Source organism: Megasphaera sp. SW808, from assembly GCF_012027795.1.
Lineage (GTDB): Bacteria > Bacillota > Negativicutes > Veillonellales > Megasphaeraceae > Megasphaera > Megasphaera stantonii.
On record NZ_SJOT01000007.1, the window covers coordinates 13,685 to 36,467 of the forward strand.

Annotated in this window: 27 protein-coding genes; 16 read left to right on the forward strand and 11 right to left on the reverse strand. The window is 56.6% G+C overall.

Annotated features, from left to right (window positions below; all coding sequences use genetic code 11):
- Positions 1–138 precede the first annotated feature (138 nt).
- Positions 139–318 carry a hypothetical protein gene (locus E0L13_RS04070; RefSeq protein WP_168060502.1) on the reverse strand — a complete coding sequence of 60 codons (180 nt, stop codon included), beginning with the start codon at positions 316–318 and terminating at the stop codon, positions 139–141.
- A gap of 59 nt (positions 319–377) precedes the next feature.
- Here E0L13_RS04070 and E0L13_RS04075 point away from each other — a divergent pair, with 59 nt between their 5' ends.
- The 11 genes from E0L13_RS04075 (at position 378) to E0L13_RS04125 (ending at position 9,993) form a co-directional block, all read left to right on the forward strand.
- Entirely contained in the window at positions 378–671 is a 294-nt protein-coding gene (locus E0L13_RS04075; RefSeq protein WP_095629113.1) for a NifU family protein, read from the forward strand.
- Between the two features lie 9 nt (positions 672–680).
- Positions 681–1,385, forward strand: a complete 705-nt coding sequence (locus E0L13_RS04080; protein ID WP_168060504.1) for a MaoC family dehydratase — start codon at positions 681–683, stop codon at positions 1,383–1,385.
- Between the two features lie 23 nt (positions 1,386–1,408).
- The gene (locus E0L13_RS04085; protein WP_107195332.1) at positions 1,409–1,645 is read left to right on the forward strand and encodes an acyl carrier protein; all 237 of its coding nucleotides are present in this window, start codon (positions 1,409–1,411) and stop codon (positions 1,643–1,645) included.
- On the forward strand, positions 1,629–2,309 hold the full coding sequence (locus E0L13_RS04090; RefSeq protein WP_168060506.1) for an MBL fold metallo-hydrolase: 681 nt from the start codon (positions 1,629–1,631) through the stop codon (positions 2,307–2,309). The genes E0L13_RS04085 and E0L13_RS04090 overlap by 17 nt, the downstream gene beginning before the upstream one ends.
- A complete protein-coding gene (locus E0L13_RS04095) occupies positions 2,299–3,360 on the forward strand; it encodes an acyl-protein synthetase (protein ID WP_168060508.1) in 1,062 nt (353 codons plus the stop codon). The genes E0L13_RS04090 and E0L13_RS04095 overlap by 11 nt, the downstream gene beginning before the upstream one ends.
- Entirely contained in the window at positions 3,353–4,537 is a 1,185-nt protein-coding gene (locus E0L13_RS04100; protein WP_168060510.1) for an acyl-CoA reductase, read from the forward strand. The genes E0L13_RS04095 and E0L13_RS04100 overlap by 8 nt, the downstream gene beginning before the upstream one ends.
- A gap of 12 nt (positions 4,538–4,549) precedes the next feature.
- The gene (locus tag E0L13_RS04105) at positions 4,550–5,956 is read left to right on the forward strand and encodes an AMP-binding protein (RefSeq protein WP_168060512.1); all 1,407 of its coding nucleotides are present in this window, start codon (positions 4,550–4,552) and stop codon (positions 5,954–5,956) included.
- 22 nt (positions 5,957–5,978) lie between these two features.
- On the forward strand, positions 5,979–7,235 hold the full coding sequence (gene rpoN, locus E0L13_RS04110) for an RNA polymerase factor sigma-54 (protein WP_240924655.1): 1,257 nt from the start codon (positions 5,979–5,981) through the stop codon (positions 7,233–7,235).
- A 40-nt stretch (positions 7,236–7,275) separates the two neighbouring features.
- Positions 7,276–8,727, forward strand: a complete 1,452-nt coding sequence (locus tag E0L13_RS04115) for a sigma 54-interacting transcriptional regulator (RefSeq protein WP_168060516.1) — start codon at positions 7,276–7,278, stop codon at positions 8,725–8,727.
- A 68-nt stretch (positions 8,728–8,795) separates the two neighbouring features.
- A complete protein-coding gene (locus tag E0L13_RS04120; RefSeq protein WP_095629104.1) occupies positions 8,796–9,164 on the forward strand; it encodes a DUF134 domain-containing protein in 369 nt (122 codons plus the stop codon).
- The gene (locus tag E0L13_RS04125; protein ID WP_087477232.1) at positions 9,157–9,993 is read left to right on the forward strand and encodes an Mrp/NBP35 family ATP-binding protein; all 837 of its coding nucleotides are present in this window, start codon (positions 9,157–9,159) and stop codon (positions 9,991–9,993) included. The genes E0L13_RS04120 and E0L13_RS04125 overlap by 8 nt, the downstream gene beginning before the upstream one ends.
- A gap of 67 nt (positions 9,994–10,060) precedes the next feature.
- On the opposite strand, the gene E0L13_RS04130 is transcribed toward E0L13_RS04125, so the two are convergent.
- Entirely contained in the window at positions 10,061–10,480 is a 420-nt protein-coding gene (locus tag E0L13_RS04130; protein WP_168060518.1) for a SoxR reducing system RseC family protein, read from the reverse strand.
- Positions 10,481–10,707: 227 nt separating this feature from the next.
- On the opposite strand from E0L13_RS04130, the gene E0L13_RS04135 reads away from it, so the two are divergent.
- The gene (locus E0L13_RS04135; protein ID WP_168060521.1) at positions 10,708–11,280 is read left to right on the forward strand and encodes a biotin transporter BioY; all 573 of its coding nucleotides are present in this window, start codon (positions 10,708–10,710) and stop codon (positions 11,278–11,280) included.
- Between the two features lie 12 nt (positions 11,281–11,292).
- Complete coding sequence (bioD, locus tag E0L13_RS04140; RefSeq protein ID WP_168060523.1) at positions 11,293–11,961, forward strand: dethiobiotin synthase; 669 nt, start codon at positions 11,293–11,295, stop codon at positions 11,959–11,961.
- A gap of 48 nt (positions 11,962–12,009) precedes the next feature.
- Here bioD and E0L13_RS04145 read toward each other — a convergent pair whose 3' ends face one another.
- The 5 genes from E0L13_RS04145 to E0L13_RS04165 all read right to left on the reverse strand — a co-directional run bounded on the left by E0L13_RS04145 (position 12,010) and on the right by E0L13_RS04165 (position 16,670).
- Positions 12,010–12,288 (reverse strand): glutaredoxin, encoded by a 279-nt coding sequence (locus E0L13_RS04145; RefSeq protein ID WP_168060525.1) that lies wholly within the window; start codon positions 12,286–12,288, stop codon positions 12,010–12,012.
- Between the two features lie 46 nt (positions 12,289–12,334).
- Complete coding sequence (locus E0L13_RS04150; protein ID WP_087477227.1) at positions 12,335–12,754, reverse strand: NifB/NifX family molybdenum-iron cluster-binding protein; 420 nt, start codon at positions 12,752–12,754, stop codon at positions 12,335–12,337.
- A 192-nt stretch (positions 12,755–12,946) separates the two neighbouring features.
- Positions 12,947–14,260 carry a L,D-transpeptidase gene (locus E0L13_RS04155; RefSeq protein ID WP_168060527.1) on the reverse strand — a complete coding sequence of 438 codons (1,314 nt, stop codon included), beginning with the start codon at positions 14,258–14,260 and terminating at the stop codon, positions 12,947–12,949.
- A 28-nt stretch (positions 14,261–14,288) separates the two neighbouring features.
- Positions 14,289–15,629, reverse strand: coding sequence for a nucleobase:cation symporter-2 family protein (locus tag E0L13_RS04160; RefSeq protein WP_168060529.1), 1,341 nt, complete (start codon positions 15,627–15,629; stop codon positions 14,289–14,291).
- An 87-nt stretch (positions 15,630–15,716) separates the two neighbouring features.
- Positions 15,717–16,670: an L-lactate dehydrogenase gene (locus E0L13_RS04165; protein WP_168060531.1), complete on the reverse strand. Its 954-nt coding sequence runs from the start codon at positions 16,668–16,670 to the stop codon at positions 15,717–15,719.
- Between the two features lie 211 nt (positions 16,671–16,881).
- On the opposite strand from E0L13_RS04165, the gene E0L13_RS04170 reads away from it, so the two are divergent.
- From E0L13_RS04170 to E0L13_RS04180, 3 genes are all read left to right on the forward strand, one after another.
- Positions 16,882–17,508, forward strand: coding sequence for a DUF47 family protein (locus tag E0L13_RS04170; protein ID WP_095629099.1), 627 nt, complete (start codon positions 16,882–16,884; stop codon positions 17,506–17,508).
- Positions 17,501–18,514, forward strand: coding sequence for an inorganic phosphate transporter (locus E0L13_RS04175; RefSeq protein WP_168060534.1), 1,014 nt, complete (start codon positions 17,501–17,503; stop codon positions 18,512–18,514). The genes E0L13_RS04170 and E0L13_RS04175 overlap by 8 nt, the downstream gene beginning before the upstream one ends.
- Before the next feature lie 171 nt (positions 18,515–18,685).
- Complete coding sequence (locus E0L13_RS04180) at positions 18,686–19,702, forward strand: pyridoxal-phosphate dependent enzyme (RefSeq protein WP_168060536.1); 1,017 nt, start codon at positions 18,686–18,688, stop codon at positions 19,700–19,702.
- A 63-nt stretch (positions 19,703–19,765) separates the two neighbouring features.
- Here the strand turns inward: E0L13_RS04180 and folE are convergent, their stop codons facing one another.
- The 4 genes from folE to E0L13_RS04200 all read right to left on the reverse strand — a co-directional run bounded on the left by folE (position 19,766) and on the right by E0L13_RS04200 (position 22,771).
- Positions 19,766–20,323, reverse strand: coding sequence for a GTP cyclohydrolase I (gene folE / locus E0L13_RS04185; protein WP_168060538.1), 558 nt, complete (start codon positions 20,321–20,323; stop codon positions 19,766–19,768).
- Positions 20,323–20,985, reverse strand: a complete 663-nt coding sequence (locus E0L13_RS04190) for a radical SAM protein (RefSeq protein ID WP_168060541.1) — start codon at positions 20,983–20,985, stop codon at positions 20,323–20,325. Before E0L13_RS04190 ends, folE begins: the two co-directional genes overlap by 1 nt.
- The gene (queD, locus tag E0L13_RS04195) at positions 20,975–21,304 is read right to left on the reverse strand and encodes a 6-carboxytetrahydropterin synthase QueD (RefSeq protein ID WP_168060543.1); all 330 of its coding nucleotides are present in this window, start codon (positions 21,302–21,304) and stop codon (positions 20,975–20,977) included. The genes E0L13_RS04190 and queD overlap by 11 nt, the downstream gene beginning before the upstream one ends.
- Positions 21,305–21,553: 249 nt before the next feature.
- On the reverse strand, positions 21,554–22,771 hold the full coding sequence (locus E0L13_RS04200) for a PatB family C-S lyase (RefSeq protein ID WP_168060545.1): 1,218 nt from the start codon (positions 22,769–22,771) through the stop codon (positions 21,554–21,556).
- Between the last annotated feature and the right edge of the window lie 12 nt (positions 22,772–22,783).

Here is a 22,783-nt window from a genome sequence, read left to right on the forward strand (position 1 = left end):
TCTTTTTGCTTCATTTTTGGTTCTTGCCATAGGCAAATATTGTCTTTTGTGCTAAAATTGCAACAAGAGAAACCGCATTGTTGTTTCAATAATGGTTCAATAATTCTGAATACGTCATTTTTGGCACAATAATAGATATCAAAACCAATTTTGTTTCAAAACAGGAGATGCGACAGGAGAAATTGCCGGCAGTTTGACAAAAAACGGTGCATCACGCCGCTTCACCGTCTTGTATTTTTCATTTTCACTTGGATTTTTTGCCATTTTCAGCTGGGATAATCCTGCGCGCAGGCCGGCAGAGAGCTTCCCCCACAGCATTTGGCATAGTTATTGCTTATATATTACCATATAATAGTTAAGGAAAAGGAGTGACCCCCATGTCTACAGCTACTCGCGCCGAAATCGAAGGCGTATTGGACACCTACGTCCGCCCGTCGTTGGCTTCACATCAAGGAAACGTCGTCGTCGTCGATTATACCGACAATGTACTTCGCATCCGCCTGACGGGAAAATGCAGCGGCTGCCCCTCTGCCCAATTAACAACAGAAGAGCTAATCTCTGCAACGGTCAAAGAACACATCCCTGAAATCGAAGATGTCATCTTAGTCAGCGGTGTCAGCGACGAATTAATTGCCCAGGCCAAGGCCATCTTACAGAACGGGCACTTGTAGGAGTTCCCCATGAAGATAGGGATAAAATACTGCGGCGGCTGCAACAGCCGGTATGACCGCACCAAAGAAGTGGAAAAGCTGAAGAAACAATTTCCCCAGCATGAATTTACCTACCAGGTAGATACGGCCATCTGCGATATCTGCCTTCTCGTCTGCGGCTGCATGACGGCCTGCGTGTCGCCAGAGGGACTGGCGGCGAAACGCTTCGAGCAGCTTTGCACGCCGGCCCAGTTTACCCAGCTGGCGGCGGCGCTGAAAGCAGAGTCCGACGACCAACGGCCGGAGAAAAAACACCTTTGCGCCGGTCATACGGCGTCGGCGCAAAAGACGATAACCGAAGCCGATATACAAGGCTTTGCCGCCCTTACGGGAAATTACGGAAAACTCCACGCCGACGCGGCCTTTGCCGCCCAATGCGGATTTAAACGTCCCGTCGTCCCGCCTTCGCTCGTCGAAAGCCTGCTGTCAGCCCTCATGGAAACGCAGCTTCCCGGCGACGGCGCCATCCTCATGGAAAGCAGCGTACGCTTTCCAGAGCCGGCGTACGTCGGCGACACGGTGACGTCGACGGCAGCAGTGCTGGAAATAAGGCCGCACGATCGCGGCTACGCGGCGACATTGCGCAGCGTCTGTACGAATCAAGACGGAATCATCGTCGCCGAAGGCACGTACTGCTATCTGCTGCCGGAGGCCTTGTTTTCCTGTACTCTTTAACTAACGACAGAAAAGGTGATATTATGACAAACTTAGAAAAATACGACAAACTCTTCATGACCAACTTCAAATTAACGAAAGACCAGCTCCCCGGTTTAAAATACCGTTCCATCAAATTATGGGACTCTATGGGCCACATGACGCTCATGGAAGACATGGAGGATACCTTCGACATTTCCATCGATACGCCGGACGTATTGGCTTTCAGCTCTTATGAAAAAGGCATGGACATCCTCCGTAAATATGGAGTCGACATTTAAACTCCCTGAGCCGGCATGCCTGGTCGATCCATTGACGGAAAGCAACTGCTATATCTTCACGTCCGGCAGCAGCGCGTTGCTCATTGACCCGAACAATGCCGACCTAATCAACACGTATGCGGCGGAACACCATCTCGTCCCGGAATACGTTTTGCTCACTCACGAGCACTGCGACCACATCGCCGGCCTCAACGACCTGCGCAGCCGCTGGCACCTCTCCGTCATCGCCAGCAAAAAATGCAGCGACGGCATCCAAAATACGAAGATGAACATGACACGCATCATGGAATCGTATCTGTACTTTAAAAGCGGCGGCAAGCTGCATGTTTCTTATCCGAAATTTACCTGTCGGGCAGCGAATATCGTCTTCAACGACCCAGTATACGATTTCGCCTGGAAGGGGCACACCTTCCGCTGCATCGCCGCTCCGGGCCATACGCCGGGCAGCATCTGCATCGTCGCCGACGACGCTCTCTTGTTTTCCGGCGATTACTTCATTCCCGGCGAAGAAGTCATTACACGTCTGCCCGGCGGCGACGACGAGGCTTACCAAACCGTCGGCAAAGACGTACTGCGCTCCCTGCCGACTCCCATTTGGACCTATCCCGGCCACGGCCTTCCTTTCATGCTCACCCAGGAGGTGAAGAAACAGTATGGACTATAGCCAATGGCTGTCGTACGCGCCCTACGCCTGGACGCAGGAAGAAAAAGAAAAGCAGTATCTGCCCTATTTTCAAGAGCTGACAGAGAATCATCGCCGTCATTGCCGGCCCTACGGCCAAGCCCTCGACGTATTCGGGTACGGCAGACGGTTTTCGGCTCTGGAGCAAATTCCCATGCTGCCGATCCGCTTATTCAAATACTTGAAATTGCAGAGTATTCCTGACGAAGAAATTTTCAAGATCATCACGTCGTCGGGAACGACGGGCCAGGCCCGCTCCCGCATCGTCCTGGACGCGGCGACGGCGCAAAACCAGCAGCTCACCTTATACGCCATCGTCAAGGATTTTCTCGGCGCAGGCCGCGTGCCCATGCTCATCGTCGATTCGCCGTCCGTCTTTACCGACCGGGCGGCGTTCAACGCCCGCGGAGCCGCTATCCTGGGTTTTTCCATCTTCGCTAAGAAAAAATATTACGCCCTGACAGACGACTTGACCTTAAATAAAGAGGCCTTGCAGGCCTTCGCCTCCCGCACGGGACCAGTCCTCATTTTCGGCTTTACCTTCATGATTTGGAAATATTTGTGCCAGGCCATTGCCGCCGCGGGGCTTTCCTTCGACTTTTCCAATGCCGTCGTCATCCACGGCGGCGGCTGGAAAAAAATGGAAGCCCAGGCCGTGTCGGCCGAGGCTTATAAACGGCGGCTGTACGACCAGTTCCGCATTTCCCGTGTCCATAACTACTACGGCATGGCCGAGCAGACGGGCTGCGTATACATGGAATGCGAAGCCGGCCACCTCCACGCCAGCATTTTTTCCGACGTCATCGTCAGAGACCCGGAGGATTTCTCTCCCTGTCCCATAGGAAAATCAGGAATCCTTCAGGTTCTTTCTCCTATGGCCGTCTCTTATCCCGGCCATTCGCTTTTGACGGAGGACATGGGCGCCATCTTAGGCGTTGACGATTGTCCCTGCGGCCGCAAGGGAAAGTATTTCCGCATTGACGGCCGCATTCCGCAGGCTGAAATCAGGGGGTGCAGCGATACTCATGAATAATCAATACACGCTTTTAGCCGGCTCTATACCGGAAAAACCATTCCCGATGAAGCCCTTCGCCCCTGTCGTACTGGATTTTCTTGCCGTGCTGTCGCGCGAACTGCGTCATCATCCCATAACCCGGACCGAGCCTGCCTGGGGCGTTCTCGGCTTTTGGCTGCGTCCCAATCACCTCAAGCAGCTGAGCCTGCATCTTTCCCAGCAGGAAGCCCGCCTTGGACGGGGCCTCATCTTTCACATCGCGCCGGCAAACATGCCGACCATCTTCGCCTACAGCCTGTGCATTTCCCTGCTGGCTGGAAACGGCAACATCGTCCGCGTCTCACCGCGCCTGGCTCCGGCTGCCGCCCCTATATGTGATTTAATTCACAGGATTTTGCAGGATGACAAATTCACCGCCCTGCGCAGGCAGAACGCCATCGTCACCTACGGCCGCGACGACGAGCTGACAAGCCGTTTTTCTCAGCAGTGCGACGGCCGCATCGTCTGGGGCGGCGACAAGTCTATCGCTGAAATACGGACCTTTCCCCTGCCGCCGCAAGGCGTAGAATTGGTCTTTGCCGACAGATATTCCTTCGCCGTCTTCGACTGCTCCAGTATTCAGAACGGTACGGACGACGAGCTGCGCGCCTGGGCGCACCGCTTCTACAACGACACGTACGAAGCCGACCAGAATGCCTGCTCCAGCCCGCGCTTCGTCTTCTGGCTCGACGAAAGGGGCTCGGCCTTTGAAGCGGCGCAGCGGCGCTGGTGGGACGCCGTCGCTGCCGAAGCTAAAGCCTATGACCTGCAGCCTATCAAGGCCAGCAGCAAATACACCGACGCCTGGAAATTCGCCATGACCCAGCCGCACCTCCAGTCGGCGGCCTTCCGGACCAACCGGCTGTACGTATACACCCTGTCGTCCCTGCCGCCGGACATTACGGCCTTATCAGGCTCCTTCGGCCAGTTCTTCCAATTCCCAATCCGGACCCTCGACGAAGTCCTGCCCTTTGCCGTCAAGAAGGTCCAGACCGTCTCCACCCTGGGCATCGATCCGGCAGTGCTGAAGCAGGCCCTCGTCGAAGCCGGCGCTATGGGCGTCGACCGCATCGTACCTGTCGGACAGGCCTTGGATATGAACGTCCTGTGGGATGGATACAACATGCTTGAATCCCTCTCCCGCGTCATAGAGTAAGGAGGCTTTCCTATGTATTTCTTTGACAAACATCCCGACTTCAAAACCTGTACGCTCTTTGAAGACGATTGCGGACAGGAGGCGACATATGAAACCTGGTATGCCCATGCCGACGAGCTGGGCAGCATCGTGCCGTCCCGATCCCTGGCAGCCATCGTATGCCGCAATACCATCGGTTCGGCCTTGTCTTACTTGTGCTGCCTGCAACGCCGCGTCGTCCCCCTGCTCATAGACGAAGCCATGGACGACGAGCTGAAACAGGGCCTCCTGGCCGCGTACCGCCCGGAATTCATCTTTTGCCCCCATGGAACAGAAGGCGGCAATCCCCTCTATTCGCTGTATGACTACGACGTATACCGCCATAATAATACGTCGCCGGCCTTATACGAAGACCTGGGCCTGCTGCTGACGACGTCAGGCAGTACGGGAAGCCCGAAGCTCGTCCGCCTGAGCTACGACAACATCCAATCCAACGCCGCCTCTATCGCCCAGTATCTGGAACTAACCGCCGCCGACAGGCCCGTATCGAGCCTGCCCATGCACTATACCTTTGGGCTGTCCGTCATCAACAGCCACGTCCTCTGCGGCGCGGCAGAATGCCTGACGACGGCGACGGTTTTCGACGCGGCCTTTTGGCAGTTCTGCAAGGAAAAAAGAGTGACGTCCATCGCCGGCGTTCCCTTTACGTACGAATGCCTGCGCCGTCTGAAATTCACCAAAATGGAGCTTCCCGACTTGACGCTGATGATTCAGGCCGGCGGAAAATTGTCGAAAAAATTACAGAAGGAATTCGGCCAATACGCTGCCGGCACGGGAAAGCGCTTCGTCGTCATGTACGGCCAGACCGAGGCGACGGCCCGCATGTCCTACCTGCCGCCGGCCGACTGCCTCCGCAAGATCGGCAGCATCGGCGTCGCCATCCCCGGCGGCTCCTTCCGCATCTTGGACGACGACCACGCCGAGCTGACCGAACCCAACGCAATCGGCGAGCTGTGCTACGACGGCCCCAACGTATCCCTGGGCTACGCCCATGGCGCCGACGACCTCCAATTAGGAGACGAACGGCACGGCCGCCTGCTTACGGGCGACTTGGCCTACTGCGACGAAGCCGGCTTCTACTATATTGCCGGCCGCAAAAAACGGTTTGTCAAAATCATGGGCAAGCGGGTCAACATGGACGAAGTCGAGCAGCTGTTCAAAAACGCCTTCGCCGACAGGGATTTCGCCTGCACCGGCGGCGACGACGACCTGCTCGTCTTTACGACGGCTCCGGAAACGGACTGCTCCGACTTGGAGGATTTCCTCGTCGCCAAGGCGGGCCTTCATCCCAGCTGCTTTACCATCCGCTCTGTCGCCGCGATTCCCAAAAACTCGTCGGGCAAGACGCAGTATACGGACTTGCCCGGCCTAAAGGACTGAGGATATGCCAATGGACGCACGTATGACCCTTACGCAAGAACAAATTCAAAAGCTGTCGGCTATGCAGATCCAATCGCTGCAAATCCTGTCCATGTCCTCGGAAGACCTGCGCAGCCTGCTGCAGAAGGAGTCGGAAGAAAATCCCTTTCTCGATTACCATCCGTCGTCGTCCCGCGGCGGCACAGCAGAATTTCTCCAGTTCGTCGCCGCGCCGGACAAGGACAGGATCAAAAATTTCCTCATAGAGCAGCTCAATCCTAGCCAGTTTACCAAGCCCCAGTGGGCTCTGCTGAATTATCTGGCCCAGTGCGTCGACGACCAAGGCTATTTGACGGTGACGGAACAAGATGTATCGCGCTTTCCCCTACCGGACGGACTGTTTTCCCAGGCCGTCGCCATCCTGCAGGGCCTGCATCCGCCGGGAATCGGCGCATCGTCGCTGCAGGAGTGCCTGAAATTGCAGCTGCGGCGAAAGGGTGAGCTGACGCCCTTAGCGGAAACCCTCGTCGACTCGTTCTTAGAAGATATCGGGAAAAACCATATCGCCGCCGTCTGCCGGGCCCTGGGCCTTCCGAAACAGCAGGTCCTGCCGACTATCCGGCGCATCCGCGCCCTCGACCCGGCCCCGCTGAAGGGCCTCTTTGACAGTGCAGACGCCTACGTCGTTCCCGACGTCGTCATCCGGCCAACCGAAGGGGAATATGAAATTATCCTGAACGACACGTGGTTCGCCTCCTATTCCATGAGCGATTACTATATCGCCATGATGCATCAGGCCGACGACCCGGATATCAAAACCTATTTCCAGCAGAAGCACGCCCGCTGCTCCCTGCTGCTCCACAATATAGAACGCCGGCGCCAGACCCTCGCCGCGCTGACCGGCGCGATTTGGGAATGGCAGCGCGAATACCTGGAGACTCACCATGCCCTGCGGCCTATGACGCTCAAGGACATGGCGGAGAAAACGGGACTCCATATATCGACGATCAGCCGTGCCATCAAGGACAAATACGTGCAGACGCCGTACCGGACCCTTCCCTTCAAGGCCTTATTCCAATGCCCCCTGCGGAAAGACGGCCAGTCCCTTTCCAAAGACGCCGTCAAGAAAGCCCTTTGCCAGCTGATCCGCGAAGAAGATAAGGAACGCCCGTACAGCGACGCCCAGCTGGTAGAAATGCTGTCGGCGCAATTCCATACAGCAATTTCCCGGCGAGTTGTTCAAAAATACCGCAGCCTGCTTCATATCCCCAATTCTTACGCGCGAAAGATCCAGCCATGACCGCCCTACACTAAACAGCATGCTGGAAGAGAGGAGTCCTATGGGAACGAAAGAAATTTTTTCCACTGTCGCCGAAGCGGCAGAACACCTGAACGCGATTATCGAATACTCCTTCGACGGTATTTTCATTACCGATAAAAACTGCAACGTCCTGCGCATCAACCATTCGTACGAAGAAATTACCGGCCTGACAAAAGACGAAATCTTAGGAAAGAATATGGCCGATTTGGTGCAGCAGAAGCTCATCTCCGAGTCGGGCTCTCTCATCGTGTCCCGCACGAAGCGGCCCGTCACCTTGCAGCAGCGGTTCAAATCGGGGAAGGAAGCCCTGGTCACCAGCTCGCCTATTTTCGACAAAAACGGCGAACTCCTTATGATCGTCACCAACGTCCGCGACCTGACGGAAATCTACAACCTCAAGGAATCGATACAGGAAAAGACCGACGCCATCGAGCGCCTTCGCCTCGAGCTGGAACACATTCAGACGCCCCTTACGGAGCGGGAGCTCATCGTCCGCGATGAAACGGCCCTGGCAGCCATGGTATTGGCCAACCGCGTCGCCCCCATGGACACGACGGTCATCTTGTTCGGCGAAACGGGCGTCGGCAAGGAAGTCATGGCCCGATATATCTACCAGCACAGCAGCCGGGCCAAAAACAGCTTCATCCAGGTAAATTGCGGCGCCATCCCGCCCAGCCTCATCGAAAGCGAGCTCTTCGGCTACGAAAGCGGCGCCTTTACCGGAGCCAGCCGGGGCGGCAAAATCGGCCTGTTCGAATTAGCCGACAAGGGAACACTCTTTCTCGATGAAATCGGCGAGCTGCCGAAAGACATGCAGGTCAAGCTGCTGCGAGCCCTTCAGGAGCAGGAAATCATGCGCGTCGGCGGCACCAAGCCGATAAAAATCGACGTGCGCATCATCGCGGCGACGAACCGCAATTTGGAAGACATGGTGAAGAACGACCAATTCCGCGAGGATTTATACTATCGCCTCACAGTCTTTCCCATTTCTATCCCACCCCTGCGGTTCCGCAAAAAGGATATTACCCCCCTGGCCCTGTCGTTTTTGGGCAAGCTCAATCAAAAATACAATTTTAAGAAGAGGTTTTCCAACATTTCCATTCAGCTCCTGAACGAATACCCCTGGCCCGGCAATATCCGCGAGCTGAAAAACATCGTCGAACGGGCCGTCATCATCAGCTCCGGCGACGAAATCAAGCCGGAAGACCTCCACCTGCTCCGGCCGACGAATCCTGTCGTCCCAGCCGAACAGGCAGCCAAAGAAGCCGCGCCGGAGACGGCTGCCGAAGTACCGGACGAACTCCCTTCCGACTTAAACGAAACGCTGGAAAAGCTGGAATACCATTACCTGACGATGGCCTACGAACAGGAAGGCAACGTCCGCGCCGCCGCCAAGGCCTTGGGCATCACGCCGTCGACCTTTGTCCGCAAGCGCAAGCGCTATGAAGAAACCTATGGAAATAAGGCTTGAGGTATTGTTGACATATGTCATCTATACTTTTATAATAATACTGAATCACTGAAAAGGGAGGTAATTCCATGCCGAGACCGCCGCGGTGCCGCCGCGTCTGTTCTCTGCCCAAGGCCGGCGAGTTCGCCCCGTCCGGCTGCGCAGCCGACGCTGAGGTCATCATCATGCGCATTGATGAATACGAAGTCATCCGCCTGATCGATTTGCTCGGGCTGACGCAGGAGCAGTGCGCCGCCCAGATGGACGTGTCCCGCACGACCGTCACGGGGATTTACGACGGCGCCCGCCGAAAAATTGCCGACGCTCTCGTCCATGGAAAGCGCCTTCTCATCGAAGGCGGCCACATACAACTCTGTGAACATACCGGCTCCTGCTGCCACACGCGCTGTCAGGCCGGAAAATGTAATCCCAAAAAGGAGAATGATAGTAATGAGTGAAAATTGCAATCACGACTGCTCCAGCTGCAGCAGCGAATGCTCCAGCCGCACGCAGCCGCAGAGCCTCCAGGCTCAGCCCCATGAAGGAACGCACGTAAAACACGTCATCGCCGTCGTCAGCGGCAAAGGCGGCGTAGGTAAATCCCTCGTCACGTCCCTCATGGCCGTACAGATGCAGCGCCGCGGCTTTAAGACCGCTATCCTCGACGCCGACATCACCGGCCCGTCCATCCCGAAGGCCTTCGGCCTGACAGAACGGGCTACAGGCGACGCCAACGGCATTTTCCCTGTAGAAACAAAATCGGGCATTAAAGTCATGTCCATGAACGTACTCCTGGAAGACACGACGGCTCCCGTCGTATGGCGCGGACCGGTCATTTCCGGCGCCGTAAAACAGTTCTGGACCGACGTCGTCTGGGGCGATATCGACTACATGTTCGTCGACATGCCGCCGGGAACGGGCGACGTCCCCCTGACGGTATTCCAGTCCCTGCCGGTCGACGGCATCCTCATCGTCACGTCGCCGCAGGAGCTCGTCTCCATGATCGTCGAAAAGGCCCTGAAGATGTCGGAAATCATGCATATCCCCGTCCTCGGCCTCATCGAAAACATGAGCTATTTCGAATGTCCCGACTGTCATTCCCGTCATGAAATCTACGGCCCGAGCCATGTAGAAGAATCGGCGGCCAAATACGAAATCCCCCATACGGCTAAGCTGCCTATCGACCCGGAATTCGCCATGCACTGCGACAAGGGCGATATCGAAAGCTACGTATCGGACAGCTTGACCGATACGGCCACATACCTCGAAGGCGTATTAAACAAATAATCACCTCTCTACAATACAAAAGGCTGGCCCGAAGAACTCCTGTGTCTTCGGGCCAGCCTTTTTGCATTTACGACTCGTCGTCTTCTGTTTCGATGATCTCCGTAATCGTAGCCTTCGTATCAATTTTCTTTCCCAGGGACGAATCGTACAGCTTGACCAATACGGCGCTGACTATCAATCCGGCTGCCGCGCCGATCAAGGCCGACAAAACCGTCTCGCCGAAGGAGTAGCCGCCGATGCCGCCTAGTATAACCAGGAACAAGGGGACGATAAAACAGATAAAAGCCCCCATGACAAGGTGCTCGTCCTGCACTTCATACCGCACGTCCTGTCCTTCCTGAGCGCCGAGGCTGTTTCTCGCCGTCACGTAGACGTGCTCGGCGCCAAAGCAGGCGCTGCAGGCCACGTATAAATGATCGCGGTTGACGCGGACTTTCGCCAGGCCGCCGTCGAGGATTTCCGTAATGGTGCCTTCGCCAATTCGCATATGACTCCCTCCTCATCTATCTAAAAAATAATGATTATCTATTGAGTACCTTTAGTATAGCACACTTCGCACGCTCAATCAATACTTTTTTAGTTCACTTTTATCGCAGTATGTTAACTTTTATTCTACAAAAGAAGTTGACTTACGTCTTTGTTAGGCTATACTTTCCTTATATTTATAAACATATACACCTTAATCAAAAAGATAACAAATAAGGAGTGATGTCCATGCCGCCGTACTCTCGCCCTGGTTCTCCGCCCGGCACGATCCGCGACGTATCCTATATCGCCCTGTTCGCCGCTTTGACCGCCATCGGCGCGTTTATCCGCATCCCCATCCCAGTCTGCCCCTTTACGCTGCAGCTCCTGTTCACGACCTTGGCCGGCCTTGTCCTGGGCCCGGCGAAAGGAGCTGCCGCCGTAACGCTGTACGTCGTTCTGGGCCTAGCCGGCCTGCCCGTATTTACTGCCGGCGGCGGGCCGTCCTATGTCTTTCAGCCTACCTTCGGCTACCTGTTAGGATTTATTGCCGGAGCCTGGATAGCCGGCCTTCTCGCCGGCCCGCATTATCCCTGGACGCGCCGCCGCGTCTTTGCCGCCGTGTATGTCAATCTGGCCGTCGTATATGGCTTCGGCGTTTTCTATACCTATCTCATCAGCAGCTGCTACCTGGGAAACGACACGGCCCTGTGGTCTTTATTTTTATACGCCTTTGCCGTCGAAGTCCCCGGCGACGTCGCCGTCTGCTTTGCAGCTGCCGTCCTGTCTCGCCGCCTTCGCCGCCTGCAGGTATTCGTTTAAGGAGAGATGTTCATGTCCAAAGGATTATATGTCGTCGGCACGGGAACCGATGTCGGCAAAACCTATATTTCAGCCCTGCTGCTCAAAGCCCTCCGGCGCGGCGGATACGACGCCGGGTATTACAAAGCCGTCGTCAGCGGCGCGCCGTCCTTTGCAGAAAGCGACGCCGCCTATGTAAACGGCGCAGCTGCCGTCGGAGAGCCGCAAGAGCTCCTGCTTTCATACCGCTACGCTCAGGCCTATTCGCCCCACTTAGCGGCCCGCTTAGAAGGAAATCCTGTCGAAAAATCGGAAGTGCTGAGCGCCTGGCAGGCCGTCTGCACAGCCTATCCCTACGTGACCGTCGAAGGCTGCGGCGGCATCGTCTGCCCGATCCGAATCGACGCCGCTCATCGCTGGTACTTGACCGACCTGATCCGCTGGCTCGGCCTCCCGTCGGTCATCGTATCGCCGGCCGGCCTCGGTTCGATCAACGCCGCAGCTCTGACGGCCTTCTATATGAAAGCCCAGAACCTGCCGGTCAAGGGCTTTATCGTCAACAACTACAAGGACACGCTGATGGAACGGGACAACGTCGTACAAATCCAGGAGCTGACGAATCTCCCGGTACTGGCCTGCGTTTCCCCCAATCAATCCGATATCGGCCTATCGCCGGAGCGCGTCGCGTCCCTGTACGCATAAAAAAATACCTGCCGATTTCTGTGGGAAAAATCAGCAGGTATGGTACACCTAAGCCATCGCAGCGTCGAGGGCTGCCTTCACATGGCTCTTAATTTCATCATAGGACTGGCCCGGCTGGGCTTCATAGAGCTTTTCTGTGCCGATGAACATGGACGGCACGTAATAGTAGGAGTGTCCCTGAACTACGTCGGGAGATTCCGATTCTTCATACCAATGGACGGGCACCTCGCCGTAGGCCGGATTTTCGCTGACTAATTCTGCCAGCGCCTCCTTCGCGCCGCGGCAATAGGGGCAGCCGTTTAAATAAAATGCCGTAATTTCTTTCATCTTCAACCCTTCTTTCGCTGTCGTATATGGTCTTGCCTTGGTTTAATTAGTGATGGTGTCCGCAGCCGTGATGTTCATGCTGGCCGCAGCCGTGTTCGCCGCAGGCATGATCGCCGTGGCCGTGGGCATGGTCATGATGGTCGCAGTGCACGTCAGGATTAAAGGAGAGCGTTCCCGCCAGCAGAGCTGCTACGGCTTCGTCTGCCGAACCCTGTACGCCGCCGTACAAGGCGATGCCGGCCTGAGCCAGAGCCATTTGCGCTCCGCCGCCGATGCCGCCGCAGATCAGCGTATGGACACCCTGAGCCTGCAAAAATCCGGCCAGCGCACCGTGGCCGCTGCCCATCGTATCGACGACTTCCGCGCTGACGACTGCGCCGTTTTCTACTTCGTAAATCTTGAATTGTTCCGTATGGCCGAAATGCTGAAAAATCTGGCCCTGTTCATAAGTAACTGCAATTTTCATACTTGTCCATCCCTTTCTATGACCGGCTGCTGCCAGCCTGTGCGACGTTTTATTTTTTGACATATGTCAATTATAAATCACTATATTCTATTTGTCAACACGAGACCGCTCCATAGAAACAAAAGAAAACGGCCCGCCGTAGGAAATCGCCTTAAATACAGGCGATTCTCCTAACAGCGGAGCCGTTTTTTATCACGTCGTCTTCAGCGACGGGCCGTCCGTCGGCGATATGGTCACGCTTACAGCCGCCTTAGGCGCAGGCGGCGCTTGGGACTGCATGTCGTAGGTCAAGTCCCCGGTCAGCGTGCCAGCCAAGTGAAACAACCTGTCGGCAAAGGCGGCGTTTACGTATACGACGTTATTTCTCACGACGCCTGGAGCCGAGCCGTAGGGACTGGTCAGCAGCCCGCGGCTGTTGTCCCAGTGCAGGTCCAGGCGCAGCGCCGTGGCGACGGCGACAGCCGGAAGATAGGTGACGCCGTTGGCTTTCAAGGCCCGCAGGGGCAGCTTTTTCTCATTCACATACAGGTCGTACGCTTTGGCGATATACGTCGGCTGCCCGTCTGAGGCGGCGATTTTGGCGGCAATGGATTCGGCCGTCACAAAGTTTTCCACGCCGTAGCCGGCTAAGGCCCGCCGCACGTCCTGAACGGTCAGCGGCTGCCAGCCGTAGCCATCGGGATAGATGTAGTACGATACGGTATGATCCGCCGCGCTGTCGATGACGATGCGGTCGTAATAGACCATGACCGGCGTGCCGATAGATACGAGAGGATACAGCTCTTCCACGTCTTTCTCATGCATGCGGACGCAGCCGTTGGACACGTAATAGCCTACGGAGGAAGGATTATTGGTCCCATGAATTCCGTAGGTGCCGTGAAAGCCGATCCAGCGATAGCCCAGGGGATTGTCTGGCCCTGCCGGAATCTGTACGGTCGTATCGCTGGGGTCGATCCACGTCGGGTTGACCTCCTTCGTCTGCACGCTGTAAAAGCCGGGCGGCGTCGGCGTAGACGGCGTGCCGACGCCTACGTGATACATGCGGACTTTTTTGCCGTTTTCATACAAAATGAGCATACGGCTGGCCGCGTTGATGCCGATTTTCCGGCCTTGCTCCGTCTGCTTCCGGGGCGTCGGCGCCTTTGCCGCCGGGGCCTTCTTGATTTCGACGGTTACGTCGGGCGGCGTTTTCGATTGTACCGTCACTACCGGATCCGGAGCCGCTTGTCCGGCCTTAGCTTCGCCGGTTTTCGTTCCGGCGTTGCGATCCTGCCGTCTGTCTTTGGAAGAACGGGCAGGCGCAGATGTATCGTCAGAAGCAGGCTCACCCGCTTCCGCGCGGCTGCGAGGCGGCGCACTGTCCGCGTCAGACCGGCGGCTCTCGTCCTCTGCCGTCTGAATCTGCGCTACCTGCACCGACAGGTTCGGCGCAGGCGGTTCTACAGCCAAGGCAATTCCGGCTGCTGCGGCCCATGTACAGGCCAGGGTCAGTAATTGTCTCTTCATGTACGCTCCCTCTGCAAATACTACGATATTATGCCTGGTCAGCCTGGGTCTTATCTTCTTCCGGCTTAAACCCGTTGAACAAGATGTTCAGCACGACGGCTGTCAGGCTGCCCAGGGTAATGCCGCTCTGGCAGATAACCTTCACGACGTCGGGGAAATGCTGGAAGAAATTCGGGACCGTCAGGGGAATCATGCTCATGCCGATGCTGACGGCGACGAGCATGAGGTTGTAGTTTCCATCAAATTTGACCTTGGCCAAAGCCCGGACGCCGCTGGCAATGACCATGCCGAACATGGCGATGCCTGCGCCGCCGAGGACGGCGTTGGGAATGCAGGCTACGACGGCAGCCATCTTCGGGAACAGCCCCAGCAGGATGAGGATGACGCCCGAAGCGGCGACGACGAAGCGGCTCTTGACGCGCGTGACGGCGATGAGGCCGACGTTCTGGGCGAAGGCCGTATAGGGGAAGCTGTTGAAGATGCCGCCGATGAGCGTCGACAAGCCGTCGGCGCGGAGACAGCGGGCCAGCCGGCCTCTGCCGACGGGGCGCTTGACGATTTCGCCGATAGCGATGCAGTCGCCCGTCGTTTCTACCATGACGACGAGCATGACGATGATCATGGAAATGATCGAGCCGACGTTAAAGGTCGGAAGGCCGAAGGAAAAGGGCGTGATGATGCCGATCCAATCGGCCCGCCCTACTTCGTCAAAGTTAGCCACGCCCAATACCATGGACAAGATGGTGCCGCAGATGAGCCCGATGAGGACGGACACGTTGCTGACAAAGCCCTTGCCGCAGCGGTAAATGGCCACGACGATAGCCAAGGTAAAGGCTGCCAGGAACAGGTTCATGGGGCTGGCAAAATCGGGCGAAGACGGGTTGCCGCCGCCGACCCAGCGCACGGCCACGGGCAGGAGGGTAATCCCAATCATCATGATAATCGTACCCGTGACGACGGGCGGAAACAGCTTGATCAGGCGGCTGAAATAGGGCGCGATGAGGAAAGTAAACAACCCGGCGGCGATAATCGCCCCGTATATGGCCGTAATCCCGTGCTCCTGTCCGATCATGATCATCGGCGTGACCGACGCGAAGGTGACGCCTTGTATCATGGGGATGCGGGAGCCGACCTTCCAAAAGCCGACGGTCTGGAGAATCGTCGCGATGCCGCAGGTAAACAAGTCGGCGTTAATCAAATGAATGAGCTGCTCCGGCGTCAGATGCAGGGTCTGGGCCACGATGATCGGCACGGCGACGGCTCCGGAATACATGGCCAGGACATGCTGCAGCCCATAGGCAAACAATTTCGGCAACGGCAGCATCCGGTCTACAGGATGAGACGCCTGTCTGGTCAATAAGAAATTCATGTCTTCGTTTCACCTCAACACAGTAGTTAAACACAAAAGCAGACTGCGGCGAAAGCCTTCGTCACAGCCTGCCATAACGCATGAAAATTATAATCCTTCGGCCCGGTCGAGGAAGCTGCGGAGAATATCGCACGAGTCGTGGAACTTCTTCTGTTCCTCTTCCGTCAAGGCGACTTCGACGACGCCTTCCATGCCGTCCTTGCCAATGACGCAGGGCACGCCGGCCGCTACGTTTTCTTCGCCGTATTCGCCGAACAAGGCCGTCGAGCAGGGCCATACGAGCTTCTGGTCATGGAAAATAGCCGAAATGATCATGCACGCCGCGTTGGCAATGCCGAATTCGGTGCAGCCCTTGCCGTCGATTTCGATGTCGCCGGCCCGCTTGACCTCCGTCTGCAAGTCGTCTAGGCTGAGCGCCGCCAGCTCCGGCTTTTCTGCCATGAGGGCCGCGAAGGGCTTGCCGCCGATATAGACCTGGGACCAGACGATGAAGCTGGAGTTGCCGTGTTCGCCCATGCACATGCCCTGAATGGAGCGGCGGGCATATCCCGTCCGATGGGACAGGACGCGAAGCAGGCGGTACGTTTCGAGGCTCGTGCCGGTGCAGAAGCAGCGGTTGCGTTCCCAGCCCATTTGACGGCGGATGTATTCGCAGATGATGTCGGCAGGGTTGGATATGCTGAGCATGATGCCCTTGAAGTCTACCTGCTTCAGATGGGAAATGACTTCCTGAGCCATGCGGATCGAATCGTCGAACATGTCGAGGCGCGTTTCGCCGGGCTTGCGGCTGCGGCCAAAGGCCATGACCAGGATGTCGGCGTCATTGAGTTCTTCATAGCCGCCGGCGCGGATCTGGGCATCGTTGCCGCACAAGGCGCCGCTGACGCCGTCGTCCAGGTCCATCGCCTGTCCCTGGGCCTTTTCCTTCAAAATATCAATCAAGACGATGTCGTCGGCTTCGCCGGACTGAATCAGGGCCAATGCGACGTGAGAGCCTACGTGGCCGGCTCCGACGATGACCACCTTGCGTGTGTTTACCATAAAACATATCCTCCTTCAGGCATGCGTATGTAAAATTTGCTTTACTCGTATGTATAGATTATAGCATATACAAGGGTAAAAAAAACGTTTATCGTCCCGATTTTTTCCCATTTTCCCCAATAATTTTACAAATTCTTTACATTTCTTTTACATAATGACAAACGATATATTATATACTGGAACCAATCATTACTTAGGAGGAGTCACATAGATGTTCAGTATCAGCAACAAGCATGAAGAGTTTTTTGATTATTTGATTGAAAACGCCGAAAACTTCCACCGCGGCACCCTCATCGCCAAGGACGTCATGACCAACACGGCCAATATTTCCATGTACATGAAGGATATCGCCCAGCTGGAGCACACGTCGGATAAAATCAATGAAGACGTCATCATGAAGTTATGCCGCGTATTTATTACGCCCATCGACCGCGAAGACTTTTACAAGCTCACATGCCAGCTCGAAGACTGCATCGACCAGCTTCACGGCTCCCTTATGCGCATCAGCCTGTACCACATCAAAACGATGACGCCGGCCGCCGTCGACATCGTCGACCAGCTGGAGCTCATGGGCAAAGAGCTGAAAGACATTTTCTCGCTCTTGAAAAATATCGACAAAAACGAAGCGGAGCTCATGGAACGAGCCAACCGCCTGAGCAAAATCGAAACGGAAGTCGACAACATTTACCGCCGCGAAATTTCCCGCATCTTCAACGGTGAAATGGACCTGCTCGACATCATCCGCTGGAAAGACGTGCTGGGCACGCTGGAAGACACGTCGGACGAAGTGGAAGAGCTCGGCAATATCATAAAAGAGGTGACGATGAAGTATGCTTGATACCCCGTTAATTATCCTGGTCGTCGTCCTGGCCCTGGCCTTCGACTTTATCAACGGCTTCCACGATACGGCCAACGCCATCGCCACCTGCGTCTCGACGCGGGCCATCCGGCCGGGCATCGCCATCATGGGGTCGGCCTTCTTAAACTTCGTCGGCGCTATGATTTCTACGGGCGTCGCCAAGACCATCGGCGGCGACATCGTCACGTCGCCGGCCATGATCAACGAGCTGGTCATCGTCGCCGGCCTCGTCGGCGCTATCGTCTGGAACCTGCTGACCTGGTGGTTCGGCATGCCCTCCAGCTCGTCCCACGCCCTCATCGGCGGCATGATCGGCGCCGTCGCCTTTTCCGTCGGCACGGCGGCCCTCAACGACTGGGGCATCATCAAGATTTTCCTGTCCCTCATCCTGTCGCCCGTAACGGCCATCGTCGTCGGCTATATCATCATGAATATCCTGTTCGTCGTCTGCCGCAACTTCAAGCCGGCTAAGATCAACATGACGGCCAACAGGCTGCAGGTCGTCTCGGCGGCCCTCATGGCCTTCTCCCACGGCTCCAACGACGCCCAGAAGTCCATGGGCATCATCACCCTGGCCCTCTTGTCGGGCGGCGTCATCGATACGCTGGAAGTCCCGACGATGGTCAAGTTTCTCTGCGCCCTGGCTATGGCCCTCGGCACCAGCGTCGGCGGCTGGAAAATCATCCGCACCGTCGGCGGCAAGATCTTCAAGATGCACCCCATCCACGGCTTTGCAGCCGACTTGAACTCGGCCGTCGTCATCTTCTCGGCGACGATGCTTCACCTGCCCGTCTCGACGACGCACGTCGTCTCCGGCTCCATCATGGGCGTCGGCGCGGCCCAGCGGGCCAAAGCCGTCCACTGGAACGTGGCCCGTCAAATGGTCACGGCCTGGGTCATGACCATTCCCTGCACGGCCATCATGGGGGCCATTTCCTACTACATCATTTCGCACATCATGGTAGTCGTAGTACCCGGCTTATAACCGACCGCCGGCGGCAGCGCCTGTCAATCTGACGCCAGCCGCCGCGACTCATATCGCTTCCCCAACCACGGGCCCCGCCGCATATTCTGCAGGCGGGGCCCGTGGTTTCCTCTTTTCTCCCCATTTTATCTATGATACTATTAAGCGTAGAAGATAAAAGGAGGCCTGATTATGAACACATTACGACCGAAACTGACCCTTCTGGACGAACACCCGACGCCGCTGCAGTACCTTTCGGGCTTGTCTCAGGAGCTCTTCCGGGAACTCTACATAAAGCGCGACGACGTGACGCCCTTCGGCGGAGGCGGCGGCATGCTGCGTAAATTGGAATACCTGCTGTTCGACGCCGTCAATTCCCAGTCCGACACCGTCGTCACCGTCGGCGACATCCGCTCCGACCACTGCCGTCTCACGGCGGCCGCCGCGGCCAAATACGGCCTGCGCAGCATCGTCATTTCCGTCGGCCATTACGACGGCGAGCTGAGCGGCAACCTGCTCCTCAGCAGCCTGTTCGGCGCCCGGACCGTCATCAAGAAGGACGACGGCCGCCCCGAAGCGGTACAGTTGGAAGAAACGGCAAAGGCCGTCATGGAACAGGAAATCGCCCAGGGCCATCGCCTGTACTTCATTCCCATGGGCGGCAGCGACGCGACGGGCATGCTGGGCTATTACGACTGCGCCGCCGAGCTGGACAAGCAGGCCCAGGAACAGTACCTGCAGGGAGCGACGGTCTACGTCCCCGTGACGACCCTTGGCACGTACGTCGGCTTATACTGCGGCCTGAAAGCCATCGGCTCGTCCTTAAAGCCCGTCGGCATCGCCGTCAAGCCCCTCGACGAAGACCGCCTGGGCGACTACTTCCGACAGGTAAAGGAAGCGTACGGCTTTGATTTCGACGACAGCGACATGCACATCGAAACGGCCTATATCCGCAAGGGATACGGCGAGCCGGACCGCCATGTCCGCGACGCCGTCCGCCTCATGGCCAGCCACGAGGGGATTCTCCTCGACCCGACGAGCTCCGGCAAGGCCTTCGCCGCCGTCCTCGACATGATCAAGGAAAAGAAAATCAAATTAGGGCGGCAGGTCATCTTCCTCCACGACGGGAGCATGGCCGGCTTATATGAAAAAGCCCACTGCCTGAAATTAGAAAAAGAACTGCAAGACACGATCCAAATCCTTCCATAAGGCCAAAATGACGTCAGGCTCCCCATCAGACAGCGTATCCGTCTGATGGGGAGCCTGTATGCATTACCCTATGAGGTTAAAAAATTCATTTCTCCGCAGGGGATCGTCAAAGACGCCGCCGGCATACAAGGTCCGCGTCTGGGAGCCCGGCTTCTTGATGCCCCGGGCCGTCATGCAGGAATGCTCGCCCTGAATGCAGACGATGATGTCGTCGGTCTTGACGATACGCCGCAGCACGTCGTATATATCGGCGCCGATGCGCTCCTGGAGCTGAAGGCGCCGGCAGACGGCGTCGGCGATGCGGGCCAGCTTCGACAAGCCGATGACGCAGCCCTTCGGGATGTAGCCGATAGCGATTTTCATATCGTACATGAGGGCGATGTGATGCTCGCAAAAGCTGAACACGTCGATGTCCTTGACGACGACCATATTGCCGTCATCACAGGGAAACACCTTGTCGAATTCCCTGGCGATTTCTTCGTTGGAAACGCCGGCGTAGGCCAGCCGTTCCTCCATCATCTTGGCAAACCGCTCCGGCGTTTCCCTCGTCCCGTCGCGGCCGTCCTGCCCGACGGCTTCCAGGATCAGCGCCGCTGCCTGCTTTAATTTTTCTCTGTCCATTATACGCCTCTGGCCTCCGGATCGTAGATGATTTTATGGAGCTGCACCTGCACACACACGTCGTCCAGGCCCTTCTCCTTGACGAAATCGACGAGGGCCGCCGGTTCGATTTCGCCCCACACGGGCGACACGTACAGCAAGGGCCGCGATGCCGGCAGCAGGTGGGAAATCGTATAAGCCATATCGTCTAAATCGTCCTTTGTCGCGACGACAAACTTGACGACGTCGGCAGGCGTCAGCCGTTCCTGCAGGTTTTCCGGCTTCATGGCCTCGCGCATGCCCGACGAGGGGGATTTCCAGTCCATCGTATAAAACAAGCCCTCAGGCCGGCGGGAAGGCAGCAGTACGGCGCCGTTCGTCTCGATATTGACCTCGCAGCCGCCGCGGCAAAGCCGTTCCGTCAGCTCCTGCAAGGGCTGCAGCATAGGCTCGCCTCCAGTCAGGGTCACGCGGCTCCACGGCTTAGACTGTACGATCTGCGCCAATTCGTCCGCCGTGTATTCCGCCGCCGCGTCGTCTGCCGACAAGGCATAGGCCGTATCGCAGTACGAGCAGCGGAGGTTACAGCCGGCGAAGCGGATAAAGGTGCTCAGGTAGCCTGTTCGCTTTCCTTCTCCCTCGATGCTGTCAAAGATTTCTACGACGGGAAACTTATACTTCATACGTCGCCACGTTCCCTTCCGATTCCTGCACGCTCACTTTGACGCAAAAGGGAATGGAATCGCAGATCCACTTGGCGATGTTTTCCGCCGTCGGATTGCCGGGAATCACGTCGTTCAGATAGGCGTGATCCAGCTTCCCCTTCACGATATTGGATATGTCCTTGAAATCGACGACCATGCCGTTTTCATCCAGCTCTTCCCGCCGGCACGTCACGTAGATAATCCAGTTGTGGCCGTGCAGGTTTTCGCACTGGCTTTCGTAGTTCAGGCTCAGGCGGTGAGCCGCCGCAATTTCCAGCCGTTTCGTTACTGTATACATAGAGACTCCTCACAATTTCGCATCAAACACGTCATCAAAACTGCAAAAAAATAACCGGTATCATCCCGGTACGCCGAGCCGGTTCCATACAAGCACTGCCCCTGCCTCAGCATGCCTCCATTATACTGAATTTGCGAAAACACGTCAAATATCTGCCCAACCGCATCGGCAGCAAAAACCTCTCCGGCAAAGGCAAGGCGCATCTTCGCCGGAGAGGCATGTCAATTTATTGCTATAAAATAAGCCTTCTTATTTCGTCGCCAAATGCTTTTGAATCGCTTCGTCCATTCGCCTCAGGCCTTCGGCTATGATCGAACGGGGCATGGCCAGGTTCAGGCGGATAAAGCCCTTGGCGTTGCCGACGAACAGGCTGTCGCCGCCTTCGAGGAGAACGCCCGCTTCGTTAGCAAAGAAATCGGGGATATTTTCTACGTCGCCGAGGTAAGGGCTCATGTCCATCCAGGCCAGGTACGTCGCGTCGGGAATTTCAAAGGAAATCTTCGGCAGGTGCTCCGCTACGTAGTCCTTGACGAACTGGAAGTTGCCGTCCAGATATGCCCGGAGCTGGTCGAGCCAGTCGCTGCAAGAGAGGTAGGCCGCCTTGTGGGCTTCGAGGGACAAGGGATTGATGAATCCCACTGTCTTGTCGCGGGCCGCAAAATGGCGCCGCAGCTCGGCGTCGCGGATGATGATGTCCGAGAACATGAGGCCGGCCATGTTGAAGGTCTTGCTGGCCGACATGCAGGTCACGAGCTTGGGATAGTCCGCCATGATTTTGCCCATCGGCGTGTGGGTCTTGCCGCAGCGCAGGAGATCGCAGTGAATTTCGTCGCTGATAATCCAGAGGTTATACTTTTCTACGATGGCCGCGACGCGCCGGAGCTCCTCTTCCGTCCAGATGCGGCCCGTCGGGTTGTGGGGATTGCACCAGATGACCAGCTTCATGTGCGGGTCGGCGGCCTTCGCCTCGAAGTCGTCGAAGTCGATGGAAAATTTGCCCGCATCGTATACTAAGGGCGAGCATACGTAGGTCCGATCGGCGTATTCGGCGGCGTGCTGGAAAAAGCCGTACGCCGGCGATACCATGAGGATTTTTTCCGTGTCCTTGACGAGGTCTTCGACGAGCTCGTACAGGGCCGGAATGATGCCCGGCGAAAAGACGAGCTCTTCCTTGGGGAAGGTCCAGCCGTACATCTTTTGGCACCAGCCGGCGAAGACGTCGTAGTAGGAATCGTCGCACAGCAGGGTATAGCCGAAAATGCGGCGGTCGATGCGGTCCTTCATAGCCTGGCAGATTTCCGGCGGCGTGGCAAATTCCATGTCGGCCACCCACATGCGGACGAATTCGTCGTCGGCGAAGGGGAATTTCTTTTCCGGCCCGGCGTGGAAAATATAGCCGCGGAAGCCGTCCGTATTGAGGGCGTTCGTATGGCGGCGGTCGATGATTTCATCAAAATCGTAAGTCATGGCAGTCATCTC